The organism is Pseudaeromonas sharmana (assembly GCF_042649925.1).
In the GTDB taxonomy this organism is placed as follows: domain Bacteria; phylum Pseudomonadota; class Gammaproteobacteria; order Enterobacterales; family Aeromonadaceae; genus Pseudaeromonas; species Pseudaeromonas sharmana.
The window spans coordinates 194393-206630 of the sequence record NZ_JBHSAF010000006.1 but is presented as its reverse complement, the minus strand read 5'-3'; the positions used below and the strand labels follow the sequence as shown (position 1 = coordinate 206630).

The 12238-nt window shown below is 56.9% G+C and carries 11 protein-coding genes; 5 read left to right on the top strand and 6 right to left on the bottom strand.

All coding sequences use genetic code 11. From position 1 onward, the window contains the following. Nucleotides 1–72: 72 nt before the first annotated feature. From yggU to ACFOSS_RS07430, 4 genes are read right to left on the bottom strand one after another with little or no spacing between them, the layout of a single operon-like run. Nucleotides 73–369, bottom strand: coding sequence for a DUF167 family protein YggU (gene yggU / locus ACFOSS_RS07445; protein WP_377151567.1), 297 nt, complete (start codon nt 367–369; stop codon nt 73–75). 1 nt (nt 370) lies between these two features. Further along, a complete protein-coding gene (locus tag ACFOSS_RS07440) occupies nt 371–931 on the bottom strand; it encodes a YggT family protein (RefSeq protein ID WP_377151566.1) in 561 nt (186 codons plus the stop codon). Between the two features lie 9 nt (nt 932–940). Beyond that, entirely contained in the window at nt 941–1765 is an 825-nt protein-coding gene (gene proC, locus ACFOSS_RS07435; protein WP_377151565.1) for a pyrroline-5-carboxylate reductase, read from the bottom strand. Beyond that, entirely contained in the window at nt 1765–2466 is a 702-nt protein-coding gene (locus ACFOSS_RS07430; RefSeq protein WP_377151564.1) for a YggS family pyridoxal phosphate-dependent enzyme, read from the bottom strand. The genes proC and ACFOSS_RS07430 overlap by 1 nt, the downstream gene beginning before the upstream one ends. Nucleotides 2467–2509: 43 nt before the next feature. On the opposite strand from ACFOSS_RS07430, the gene tapT reads away from it, so the two are divergent. The 3 genes from tapT to yaaA are packed head-to-tail and all read left to right on the top strand — an operon-like array spanning nt 2510 to nt 5459. Further along, on the top strand, nt 2510–3544 hold the full coding sequence (gene tapT, locus ACFOSS_RS07425; protein ID WP_377151563.1) for a type IVa pilus ATPase TapT: 1035 nt from the start codon (nt 2510–2512) through the stop codon (nt 3542–3544). Between the two features lie 9 nt (nt 3545–3553). Further along, complete coding sequence (locus ACFOSS_RS07420) at nt 3554–4660, top strand: PilT/PilU family type 4a pilus ATPase (protein WP_377151562.1); 1107 nt, start codon at nt 3554–3556, stop codon at nt 4658–4660. Between the two features lie 19 nt (nt 4661–4679). After that, entirely contained in the window at nt 4680–5459 is a 780-nt protein-coding gene (gene yaaA / locus ACFOSS_RS07415) for a peroxide stress protein YaaA (RefSeq protein ID WP_377151561.1), read from the top strand. A gap of 186 nt (nt 5460–5645) precedes the next feature. Here the strand turns inward: yaaA and ACFOSS_RS07410 are convergent, their stop codons facing one another. Further along, a complete protein-coding gene (locus tag ACFOSS_RS07410) occupies nt 5646–8414 on the bottom strand; it encodes a bifunctional diguanylate cyclase/phosphodiesterase (RefSeq protein ID WP_377151560.1) in 2769 nt (922 codons plus the stop codon). A gap of 157 nt (nt 8415–8571) precedes the next feature. Then, entirely contained in the window at nt 8572–9888 is a 1317-nt protein-coding gene (gene srmB, locus ACFOSS_RS07405; RefSeq protein WP_377151558.1) for an ATP-dependent RNA helicase SrmB, read from the bottom strand. Nucleotides 9889–9983: 95 nt separating this feature from the next. Here srmB and ACFOSS_RS07400 point away from each other — a divergent pair, with 95 nt between their 5' ends. Further along, nucleotides 9984–10691, top strand: coding sequence for a tRNA1(Val) (adenine(37)-N6)-methyltransferase (locus ACFOSS_RS07400; RefSeq protein WP_377151557.1), 708 nt, complete (start codon nt 9984–9986; stop codon nt 10689–10691). 191 nt (nt 10692–10882) lie between these two features. Then, nucleotides 10883–12187 carry a branched-chain amino acid transport system II carrier protein gene (gene brnQ, locus ACFOSS_RS07395; protein ID WP_377151555.1) on the top strand — a complete coding sequence of 435 codons (1305 nt, stop codon included), beginning with the start codon at nt 10883–10885 and terminating at the stop codon, nt 12185–12187. The last annotated feature ends 51 nt before the right edge of the window (nt 12188–12238 follow it).

Genomic DNA, 12238 nt, shown 5'->3' with positions numbered 1-12238 from the left:
CTATACCGCGCAAGGAACAAAGGGCTGTCGATGACAGCCCTTTTGCTTTCTGCTCCATGCATTCAGATGGGGTCACTCCGGGTGCAGCAGCGGCTTGAGTTCGTCAGGAATCTGTTTGGGCGCAGTGATGCGGACGGACTTGTGACGGCCCAATTCACCACGCACGATCGACACTTGTCCTTTGGCCACCCGGCACTGCTTGGCGAGGAACTTGATGAGGTGACTGTTGGCCTGGCCGTCAACCGGTGGCGCCGTGATGGCCACCTTCAGTTCCTCTCCATGCAAGCCGACGATGAGATCGCGGCTGGCCTTGGGCTGAATCAGCAGATCCAGCCACAAGTCGCCCCCCTCCAGACGCACGGCCGGCATGCTAGAGCTGTTGCCAGATCATGCCGAACCAGCCGGAGTTCGACAAAAACACATTCAGCGCCTGCAGCAGCAGGAACAGGACCAACACCGACAGATCCAGCCCGCCAAGCGGTGGAATGATGCGGCGGATCGGTGACAGCAGCGGCTCGGTCAGTTGAATCAGCACAAAGTCAAACGGGTTACGCCCCTGACTGACCCAACTGAGGATGGCACGAACGACCAGGATCCAGAACAGCAGGGAGCCCGCCTGTTTCAGCACCAGCAGTACACTGAAGATCAGGAGCACGCTGATCTGCGGTAACCCCCCCAACAGCAGGCTTAATGTCACAAACTTCAGCAGCGAGACCAGCCATGCCAGCACGATGCCGGCCAGATCCAGGCCACCCAGCGAGGGAATGATACGACGCAGTGGCGCCAGTATCGGATGGGTGGCCTTGACGGTGAACTGGCTCAGCGGGTTATAAAAGTCGGCGCGTGCCCACTGCAGCCAGACCCGCAGCAGCACGACCATCAGGTACAGATCAAACAGGGTTGAAACGAGAAAAATCAGGGTTTGCGTCATAGTGCGACCTCAGAACAGTGTTTCCATCTCTTCGGCGCGCGTTACGGCGGCCTGCATGGCGGTGCTGACCATGTTGGCCAACCCCTGCTCTTCAAAAGAGCGAATTGCTTCTGCCGTCGTGCCCCCCTTTGAGGTGACCTGGGCACGCAGGGTTGCCAGTTCCAACTGCGGATTATCGACCACCATCTGGGCCGCGCCGAGGGCGGTTTGTTGCACCAGCAGGCGTGCCTGTTCTGCCGAGAAGCCCATGCGCTGGGCTTCAGCCGCCATGGCCTCCATGAACAGGAAGAAGTAGGCCGGGGCCGAACCAGATGCTGCAATCACGCTGTTGATCCCGGACTCAGTTCCAACCCAGACCGTCTTGCCGACGGACTGCAGCATGCTTTCAGCGAAGCCGCAATCGGCAACCGGGACACTGGGATCGGCGAACAGCCCTGTCATGCCAAGACCAATCAAGGCCGGCGTGTTTGGCATGCAACGGACGATACGGCGATGGCCGCCCAGCAGGGCGCTCAGACGGGTGACGCTGATCCCGGCTGCAATCGAGATCACCAGCCGCTCGCCATAGGTACCGAGACGTTCGGTCAGCTCGTCGAGCGCTTCGGCCATGTATTGGGGTTTGACCGCCAGCACCAGCACGTCGGCACCGTCTGCCGCAGCGAAATTATCGAGAAAGGTCTGGACACCAAACTCCTGCTGTAAGGCATCGAGTTTATCCTGATCCAGATCCGTGACCCGGATGCATGCTGCAGGGTAGCCGGCGTGAATCAATCCACTCACCAGGCTGCGGGCCATATTGCCGCCACCGATAAAAGCGATATTGCGTTGTTCCATTATTCCTGCCTGTATTCTCTTGCCCCGAAAATTGCGGTACCGATGCGCACCTGGGTGCTGCCACTGGCTACTGCGATCTCGAGATCCTGGGTCATGCCCATGGAGAGGGTATCCATGGACGGGAAAGATTCGTGCAGATGCACGAAAAGATCATGAAGTTGTGAAAAACTGCGCTGAATGGCTCCTTCATCGTCGGTATTCTCGGCGATGGCCATCAACCCACGCAGCCTCAGTCGGGGCAGAGCACTGATTGCTCGCGCCAGATCGAAAACTGCGGCGTCGGTTGTACCCGATTTCTGGCTTTCTCCGCTAATATTCACCTGGATACAGACATTCAGCGGTGGAAGGCTATCGGGGCGTTGCTCGTTGAGCCGTTCGGCGATTTTCAATCTGTCGACACTATCGACCCAGTCGAAGTGTGCGGCAACCGGACGGGTCTTGTTGGACTGTAACGGGCCGATAAAGTGCCATTCGATTTCCAGTCCTGCGGCTTGGGCGGCTTGTACCTTGAGTACAGCCTCCTGTGCATAGGATTCGCCAAATCGGCGTTGTCCTGCCGCGTAGGCCTCCTGGATTGCGCTCAGGGGTTTGGTTTTGCTGACTGCCAGCAACTGGATCTCGTCAGGCGCACGTCCGGCCTTGCCGGCGGCGGTGGCAATTTGTGCCTGGACCTGTTGTAGATGGTGGGCAATGTCGCTCATGCTGTTTTTTCGTCCAGATTGACGTAACAAGAGTGGATAACACATGGATATCACAGAATTATTGGCGTTCAGTGTAAAGCATAAAGCCTCGGATCTACACCTCTCTGCCGGTGTGCCTCCGATGATTCGGGTTGATGGCGATGTTCGCAAGATCAATCTGCCGGCGCTGGAGCACCGTCAGGTGCACAGCCTGATTTACGACATCATGAACGATCATCAGCGCAAAGAGCTGGAAGAGAACCTGGAGGTCGACTTCTCGTTTGCGGTACCGAATCTGGCGCGTTTCCGGGTTAACGCCTTCCATCAGAACCGGGGTGTCGCCGCGGTGTTCCGTACCATTCCCAGTACAGTGCTGACGCTCGAAGAGTTGAGTGCTCCGGAGATATTCCGGCCCATCTGCGAGTATCCTCGCGGGCTGGTTCTTGTCACCGGGCCGACCGGTTCGGGTAAGTCCACCACACTGGCGGCGATGATCGACTACATCAATGACAACTTCCATCACCATATTCTGACGATTGAAGACCCCATCGAATTCCTGCATGAAAATAAACGCAGCCTGATTAACCAGCGTGAAGTGCATCGCGACACGCTGAATTTCAGTAACGCCCTGCGCTCGGCACTGCGTGAAGACCCGGATATCATTCTGGTCGGTGAAATGCGGGACCTCGAAACCATCCGCCTGGCGCTGACGGCGGCTGAAACCGGTCACCTGGTATTCGGTACCCTGCACACCAGCTCGGCGGCGAAAACCATCGACCGTATCATCGACGTGTTCCCGGGGGCGGAAAAAGACATGGTGCGCTCCATGCTGTCAGAATCGTTGCGTGCCGTTATATCCCAGACGCTGTTGAAGAAGATTGGCGGTGGTCGGGTGGCGGCGCACGAGATCATGATCGGTATTCCTGCTATCCGGAACCTGATCCGCGAAGACAAGATTGCCCAGATGTATTCCGTTATCCAGACCGGGATGATTCACGGTATGCAGACCATGGATCAATGCCTGAAACAGCTGGTTTCCCGTGGTCAGGTGTCGGTCGCGGACGCTAAGGCCAAGGCGATGGACCCTAACAGCATCTAAGGATAACCGATGAAAATTGATGGTTTGTTACGGGTATTAATCGACCAGAAGGGGTCGGACCTGTTCCTGTCGAACGGTATTGAGCCTTGTCTCAAGGTGAACGGTCGCCTGACGGCGCTGGGCAACGTCAAGCTGGATGATGGCATGGTGCTGGAGTTCATTCGCGAAATCATGACGCCGGCGTTGTTCGAGCGTTACTGCCAGTCGTATGAGGCCAACTTTGCCATCCAACGCCCGGATCTCGGGCGTTTTCGTGTCAGCTGCTTTTGGCAGATGGGCTCGCCGGGGATGGTCTGTCGCCGCATCGTGACCGAAATTCCGACCATCGAGGAGCTATTCCTGCCTGGCATCCTGCGCGAGCTGGGTGTTGCCAAGCGTGGACTGTTACTGTTTGTCGGGGCGACGGGAGCAGGTAAGTCGACGACCCAGGCCGCCATGATCGGCTATCGCAACCGGACGACGGATGGACACATACTGACGATCGAGGATCCCGTCGAATTCGTTCATCATCACGGACGCTCCCTGATTACGCAGCGTGAGGTGGGGACGGATACCGAATCGTTTGATGCGGCACTGAAGAGTGCCTTGCGTCAGGCTCCGGATGTCATATTGATCGGTGAAATCCGCTCGCAGGAGACGATGGAGTTTGCCCTGTCGTTTGCCGAGACCGGTCACTTGTGCATGGCCACGTTACACGCCAACAACGCCAACCAGGCGCTGGAGCGGATCATGCACCTGGTGCCGCAGGAGAAGCATCGTCAACTACTGTACGATCTCTCCTGTAATCTCAAGGGGATAGTGGCACAACAGCTGATCCCGACCCGAGATGGACAGGGGCGCCGGGCAGCGTTCGAGCTGCTGGTCAATACCCCTCTGGTCAAGGACATCGTCATGAAGGGTGAGCTGCATCGCCTGAAAGAGGTGATGAGCAAGTCGCGGGAACAGGGCATGGTCACCTTCGACCAATCGCTGTTTGACCTGTTCCGTCAAGGCGTTATCGGTTATAACGAGGCCCTGGCGCATGCCGACTCGGCCAACGATGTCCGTCTGATGATCAAGCTCGATGGTGGGGTCGCAGCCGACGGAGGCATGCTCAATAACGTGACGCTCGACTAACCATTGAGGATAGCTACCGATGTTGATGGTGATCTCGCCGGCGAAGACGCTGGATTATTCTTCGCCGCTGCCGGAGACCCCGGTCACCCAGCCGGAATTGTTAGCGCAGGCCAGTGAGCTGGTGGCCCTTTGCCGGCAGCTCACTCCGGCACAATTAGCCTCGCTGATGAGTATCAGCGATAAACTGGCCGGGTTGAACGCGGCCCGTTTTGCTGAGTGGGCATTGCCGTTACAACCGCCGGCAGCGCGTCCGGCGCTGTTTGCTTTTAAGGGGGATGTCTACACCGGTTTGCAGGTAGAGACGCTCGGTACCGAGGCGTTGCAGCGGGCACAATCACACTTGCGCATCCTCTCGGGTCTGTATGGCGTTCTTCGACCACTGGATTTGATGTTGCCATACCGGCTGGAGATGGGCACTGCGCTGGAGAATGCGCAGGGCCGCCATCTCTATGCGTTCTGGGGGGACACCATCACCGATTTGCTGAACCAGGAGTTACAGCATCTGTCTGCCAGGGTGCTGGTAAATCTGGCGTCGGAGGAGTATTTCAAGGCGGTGCGTGTAGCCAGACTGCAGGCTGAGGTTATCTCTCCGGTATTTGAGGATGAGAAGAACGGACGCTACAAGATCATCAGTTTTTATGCCAAGAAGGCGCGTGGTCTCATGTGTCGCTATGCCTTGACTCAGGGTATCGATCGCGCCGAGGGTTTGCTGGATTTTGATCTGGCAGGCTATCGTTACATTCCCGAGCTGTCGACGCCGTTACGTCCTCTCTTCCGGCGGGCAGAGCAGTCGGCATGATCTTGCGTTCACCGCGAACAGCGGAACTGGCTCGGGCCGCACTCCTGTTGGCTTAACAAAGAGCGCTGAGCGCTCCCGTTGACTCACACACCGCAACCCCACTTGGGGTGGTATGTCTGCCGCCCCAAGTGGGTCATGTTCATCTTGCCTGCACTGCGCCGCCGAGATCCAGGCCTCGTTTGTTGACTAGCAGGCGTTGAGGTTCGCCAACGCTTCGCCGGACATGGGGCGATAGTAGTAGTAACCCTGGATCTCGCGGATACCCAGCGCCACCAGCTTATCCCGCTGGGAGGCGAGTTCCACGCCCTCGGCAATGACATCCAGGCCGAGATCCCGCGCCATATTGATGATGGCTCTGACCAGCAGCTCGCCCTGTTGACCCTCCATCAGCCGTAACACGAAGCTGCGGTCCAGCTTCACCATGTCTATCGGATACTGGCAGAGGGTATTGAGTGCCGAATAGCCGGTACCAAAATCATCCAACGCCAGGTGAATGCCCAATTGGCGGATGGCATGCATACGTCGAATGGCATCTCGCGGTGATGCAAGCAGGGTGGTTTCGGTGATCTCGATGGCCAGCTGGCTGGCCGGGAGCCCGCTGCAGGCGAGCGTGTGTTCCAGCAACGGCAGTAAACGCGGGCTGGCGAAGTGGCGAGCCGACAGGTTGACGTGGGTAATCAATGGCGGCAGTTGGCGTTTTTCTCGACACTGGTTGAGCTGCACCGCATAGTCGCAGGCTAACTGCAGCACCTTCTCGCCCAGCTCGATGACCAGGTGTCCCTGTTCGGCAATGGGGATGAATTTGGCGGGTGAAACAAACCCCAGTTTGGGGTGTTTCCAGCGTACCAAGGCCTCCAGGCCGACCACCTGCTCAGTATGGCTATCGACGATCGGTTGGAACCAGACCATCAGTTGATCTTGACGGATAGCCTGCGGCAGATCGCGCTTTATCATCATCGACTCGATGGCTTCCTGATACAGGCGCTGCGTAAACAAGCGGATAGAAAGAGGGCCTTGCTTGGCCTTGCCCAGGGCGTAATCGGTGCAACGCAGGACTTCCTCTGCCGTATGAAACTCTTGTCGTCCGACGACTACGCCAATACAGATTACGACCTGCAATTCCTGATGTTCAATACGCAAGGGGGCGATGAGGGCATGTTGTAAGCGCTTGGCCAGGCGCATCGTGGCAAACAGACTTTCCAGTTGCGGCAAATAGAGGACGAATTCATCTGCGGCGATGCGCGCCAGGATCTGTTGCGGGCAGAGGCGGCTCAAGCGGCGCGCTATCTCCTGCAACAGCTGGTCCCCGATCTCGTGGCCGAAGGTATCGTTGATGTGCTTGAAATGAATGATGTCGAGGTGCAGGAGGCCAAAGGGCTGTGCTTTGCCGTGATGCTCGCGTTCGGCAAGGTCCTGGTTGATGATGGCTTGTAGTTGATGACGATTCAGCAATCCGGTCAAGGTGTCGTACAAACTGAGCCGTTTAATTTTACTCTCGGTGTTGCGGCGCTCGGTAATGTCGATCATGGTCAGTAGCCAGCTGTCATGATCGGCGTGACGCAACGCAACCAGCTGGATCTCGCATGGCAGTCGGGAACCGTTGCGGGTGACCAGTTCCCATTCGAAATGGTGTTGCCCCAGTTGCAGCATTTGCTGGAAGCGTGACGAACTATAGGGTTCATCAGGCTGATCCTCTGGCAGCAGTTGGCTGAACGGTTGACCCAGTGGCGGGGCGTGACGATAGTCAAGCAGTTGTAGCGCTGTCTGGTTCATGTTCATGATCATGCCTTGATGCAACATCATGATGCCGGCTGCGCTGTGCTGGTAGATAGCCGAGAATTTCTGCTCTATCTCCTGGAGCTCCAGATTGGAACTCTCTCTGGAAGCGAGCAGCTGATTGATGACCTGGCTTGCAAGGGCCACCTCATCCTTGCCGTCGATAGCCAGTGGCGTGCTCCAGTTGTCGTAAGCCAGTTTGCGCAGACCCTGTTCCAGTGCTTGAAACCGGGCGGTGATATGTTGCCGGAACAGCCGCAAAAACAGGATCAGCAACAGACCGCCACCCAGTAGATTGACCGCCAGCAGGACTTTCATCGACAACTGGCCGGCGCGATAGATCAGGCGTGGTGACGAAGTTTCGAGTCGCATGGCTCTGTGCTGATTGAGATCCCGTATATCGCTGGCGGCAAACAGGGTTTGCTCCGCTTGCCAGAGCGTGACCTCCGGATCGGGGGATGGCAGCGGAGTGATCTTATGCTGCTGCACTGCCGTGTCTGTCGCCACTTTCAACACAGCGTCACTGGTCAATATTTTGCTGACGCGGGCGGGAAAGAAGGAGGGGATGGCCTGAGCCCAGATCATCCAACCGGCCACAGGGCCCTGGTATTCGCTAGTCAGCACCGGCGTCAGCGCCACATTCCAGGGAATGCCTTGCAGCATGATGATGCCTGATATGGGCCGCGGTTCGACATCGGGATGTTGCAGCAGGTGTTGGATGCGGCTACCCAAGCCATCGTCAGATAACAACTCCTGGGATAGCTCGGCACTGACGGCGATCAGCTCAGTGCGTTGCGGGTTGAGCATGCTGGCCAATTTGGGCTGGCCGCGGCGATCCAGAAACAACATCAGATCGACGTCATTCGTCTTGAAGGAGTCGGTGTTCAGGTTGCGCTGCGCGTAGCGTTCGTCACCTGAGGTCAGCAGACGGTAGGTTTCATCCCAATATGCCCAGTCGATGCTGCGTGCCGCCATTTCATCGAGACGCAGATTGATACTCTCTCTGGCCTGATGGTTGGCGCGAACCAGAAGCTGACTTTCGATATCACTGATGGAATGCAGGAAGAAAAAGCCAAGGACCAGCAGGCTGGTACCCATCACCATCAACAGGCTGACGGCAAACAGCAGGGTGGCGCGTGTCGCCAGACGAATATTACGCAAACGGGACAAGAGAGACATGAAGACGCCGTTTTATGAATATCTAGGCTTTGAATGTAGCTGAGTACTTCTGTTAAGCCCATGTTTATGCAGTTAAAGATCGGCTTGGCTCACAAGGAGTCATCAGGCGGGCGGTACAGGGAAGGCCAGCACAGACCGGCTGTGCTGGCGGAAGGGGTTACGCGCTTTCGGTGGTATTTTTGGCGGCTTTCTTGCGTGCCCAGTCAGGCTTGCCCTTGTTCTTCAGGTCACGATGGCGTTGCTTCTTGCGCGGTTCTTGCTCGTCTTTCTTTTGCGCTTTCTTTTTCTCTTTTTTGGCATCAGGTTTCTTTTTGCCACCGGCGGAAGCCATCTTGTGCTGCGGGCGCAATTCGTCAATCACACGACGACGTAACGTCTCCTCGGTGTAGCGTTCTATCCGCTCCAGCATAGGTACATCATGCGCTTCAATCAGGCTGATGGCGGTGCCGCGTTTACCGGCTCGTGCGGTACGACCAATGCGGTGCACATAGACGTCGGCGGTACGAGGCAGATCGAAATTGATGACGTGACTGACATCCGGAAGATCGATACCGCGCGCGGCAACGTCAGTGGCCAGCAGGATGGCGACTTCCTCATCGCGGAAACGGCGGATGGCTTCAATACGGCGCTCCTGCTCCATTTCCCCTCGAATCCAGGCGCAGTCGATCCCCTGGGCATTCAGTTGCGCGACCAGCTCGGCCAGACGCTCGCGGGTTTTGACGAAGATGATACTGCGTTTAACGTCTTCACTGCGCAGCAGGTGGACCAACAGTGCCAGCTTGTGTTCCGGCGAGTCGGCCAGATACATCAGCTGCTGAATCTTGCGCCGCTCGCTGCGTGGCGAGTCGGCATGCAATTCGACCGCATCTTTCAACACCTCGTTGGCAAAGCGGCTGAGGCCATTGCCTTCGAGTGTGGCGGAAAACAGCAATGTCTGTTTGCGCCACCGCGCTTCACCTGCAATGCGTTCGACATCCTTGATGAAACCCATGTCGAGCATGCGGTCAGCTTCATCCAGCACCAGCACCTCGATGGCTCGACTATCAAAGCTCTCCGCATCAATGTATTCGAGCAGGCGACCTGGTGTCGCGATGACGATATCGGTGGTCTGGGTCAGTGCCGGAAGTTGCTTGTCGTGTTCGACACCGCCGATGATGGTTTCTATGACCAGGTGGGTATATTGGGCCAAGGCTCTGGCTTGTTCGGTAATCTGGAGCGCCAGTTCGCGGGTGGGAGCCAAAATCAACACGCGAGCCGCACCGGCACGGCGACGCGGGTAATCGAGCAGGTGTTGCATGCAGGGCAGCAAGAAGGCCGCGGTCTTACCGGTGCCGGTCGGGGCGGACGCCAACACATCCCGACCATCCATCGCCACCGGAATGACTTGTTGCTGTATCGTGGTAGGCCGGCTGAAACCCTGTGCGGCGACAGCCTGCAGCAGGGCGGGATCAAGATCCAGAAGTTCGAAGGACATGTGGCGAGTTACTCGTTGCTGGTATTTGGGGGCACATTATAGGCTAGTGGCGTGATAAAATCCGCAGCCGGTAGTCAGTTGTGTAGTGGCAAGGCATGAGTAGTTGTCCATTTCGCTTTAAACAGTTTGCCATTCATCAGGATCGCTGTGCCATGAAGGTAGGGACCGATGGCGTGGCTCTTGGCGCCTGGGTACCCCTGGAGGGGGCTCGGCGGATTCTGGATATTGGCACTGGAACCGGGCTGATTGCCTTGATGCTGGCGCAGCGCACAGCGGCAGATTGCCATATCGATGCCGTGGAACTGGATTTGGCGGCGGCGGTGCAAGCCGCAGAAAATGTTGCCGCATCCCCATGGCCACAGAAGATTAAGGTCCATAGCTGTGCCATTCAGGACCATGTTGCCGAGGCCTACGATCTGGTGGTGTCCAACCCGCCGTTTTTTCGCCACGGGCAACCCTTTAGCGATAGCAGTCGGCAACAAGCACGTCATACCTCGACGCTGAATCACGAAGAGTTGTTGCATCAGGCGGAACGACTGTTGACGCCCACCGGGCGACTGGCAGTCATCTTGCCGATAGCGGCAGCCGAACAACTACAGCACACTGCAGTACAACAGGGATGGTACTTGCAACTTGGGCAGCGATTAATTCCGAAGCCTGGCAAAGCTCCAAATCGTTTTTTAATGCTGTTTGGTAGAAATAAAACCCACATTGAAGCGGAAAGTATTGTTATTTGTGCTGCAGATGGCGCTTATTCCGATACATATTCAAAGTTTGTCTCGCCGTTCTACCTTGCGCTCTAGCGAGTGCCTTGCGTCGAAAATCAATTGCTTTATCCTGCTTAACCTATTTTCCACCACAGGATCCCGGAGGATCCTGCTGGGGGTGTCGCCATGGATGGTGATTCACTCTGCGGCCAAGATGGCCAGCATCACAGAATAAAAAAACACAAAATCAGCTAGTTACAGAGTTGGAGTTCACCTTGAATCAAACGATGAAAACCACCGATATCATCGGTCTGGGCTTTATGACCTTTGCGTTCTTTCTGGGCGCAGGGAATATCATTTTTCCACCCATGGCCGGCTTTCTTGCTGGCGAGTCCATGTCCTGGGCCATGTTGGGCTTCTTGCTGACCGGCGTTGGCCTGCCGTTGTTAACGATTCTGGCCGTCGCCCGTGCCGGTGGCGGTCTGCTGACGATGACGCGTCTGCTGCCGCCCTCTATCGGTGTCGCGATCGCCGTTGCGGCCTATCTGATCATTGGGCCCGCGTTCGCCACGCCACGTACCGGATTGGTGGCTTATGAGATGGGCGTTAAACCGTTCCTGGGGGATGGGGCGAGTCAGGGCACCCTGATCGGTTTCACCGTGGCCTATTTTGGTTTGACTCTGTTCCTGTCGTTGAATCAGGGGCGTCTGCTGGATGCGATCGGTAAAGTGCTGACACCGGTCCTGGTGCTGTTGTTACTGGTTCTGGCTGTCGCCGTGCTGATTGCGCCTCAAGGGGTCGTACCGGCCGCATCCGGTGATTATGTTGCCAACCCGGGTATCAAGGGCTTGCTGGAAGGTTACAACACCATGGATACCTTTGGTGCGCTGATGTTTGGCATGCTGATTATCGATGTATTGCGTGACAAAGGCGTAACCGATAAGACGCTGCAGACCCGATATCTGATCCGTGCAGGCGTGATTGCCGCTGTCGGGCTGGCGTTTGTTTACGTGTCGCTGTTCCAGTTGGGGGCAACATCGGGTGGGTTGATGGTCAATCCGACCAACGGTGGCGAAATTGTCGCCCTGTATGTATCCAAGCTGTTCGGCTCTGCCGGCCAGTTGATTCTGGCGGCCATTGTCTCTTTGGCCTGCCTGACGACCGCAGTAGGCCTGACCTCAGCCTGTGCTGACTTTTTCCATACCCTGTGGCCCCGGTTGAGCTATCGCGCTTTGGTGGTCGTCATGTGTGCGACCTGCGCATTGGTTGCCAATGTGGGGCTGTCGACGCTGATTGCCTTGTCGATTCCTGTGCTGGTCGCCATCTATCCGGTTGCTATCGCGCTGGTGGCGATGACATTCCTCAAAGACTACTATGCTCACCCGCGCCTGGCGTTCCGTCTGGTGTTGCTGGTTTCGATGCTGTTTGGTGCCCTGGATGGCCTGAAAACGGCCGGTGTGAATCTGGATCTCTTCAACTTCCTGCCGCTGTTCAGTCTGGGGCTGGCCTGGATTCTGCCGACGCTGGTGGCCATGGTTCTGGCATGGTTACCACGACAACCCGTCTGCGGTCTGGCGGAAGAGCAGGCCTGATTCCAAGCTGTAGACATGACAAGGGGCCGCTGAGGCCCCTGGTCATTGGCT

Excerpts from the sequence above, each read along its gene's own strand:
- yggU (WP_377151567.1), bottom strand. The coding sequence starts at position 369 with ATGCCGGCCGTGCGTCTGGAGGGGGGCGACTTGTGGCTGGATCTGCTG.
- ACFOSS_RS07440 (WP_377151566.1), bottom strand. The coding sequence starts at position 931 with ATGACGCAAACCCTGATTTTTCTCGTTTCAACCCTGTTTGATCTGTAC.
- proC (WP_377151565.1), bottom strand. The coding sequence starts at position 1,765 with ATGGAACAACGCAATATCGCTTTTATCGGTGGCGGCAATATGGCCCGC.
- ACFOSS_RS07430 (WP_377151564.1), bottom strand. The coding sequence starts at position 2,466 with ATGAGCGACATTGCCCACCATCTACAACAGGTCCAGGCACAAATTGCC.
- tapT (WP_377151563.1), top strand. The coding sequence starts at position 2,510 with ATGGATATCACAGAATTATTGGCGTTCAGTGTAAAGCATAAAGCCTCG.
- ACFOSS_RS07420 (WP_377151562.1), top strand. The coding sequence starts at position 3,554 with ATGAAAATTGATGGTTTGTTACGGGTATTAATCGACCAGAAGGGGTCG.
- yaaA (WP_377151561.1), top strand. The coding sequence starts at position 4,680 with ATGTTGATGGTGATCTCGCCGGCGAAGACGCTGGATTATTCTTCGCCG.
- ACFOSS_RS07410 (WP_377151560.1), bottom strand. The coding sequence starts at position 8,414 with ATGTCTCTCTTGTCCCGTTTGCGTAATATTCGTCTGGCGACACGCGCC.
- srmB (WP_377151558.1), bottom strand. The coding sequence starts at position 9,888 with ATGTCCTTCGAACTTCTGGATCTTGATCCCGCCCTGCTGCAGGCTGTC.
- ACFOSS_RS07400 (WP_377151557.1), top strand. The coding sequence starts at position 9,984 with ATGAGTAGTTGTCCATTTCGCTTTAAACAGTTTGCCATTCATCAGGAT.
- brnQ (WP_377151555.1), top strand. The coding sequence starts at position 10,883 with ATGAAAACCACCGATATCATCGGTCTGGGCTTTATGACCTTTGCGTTC.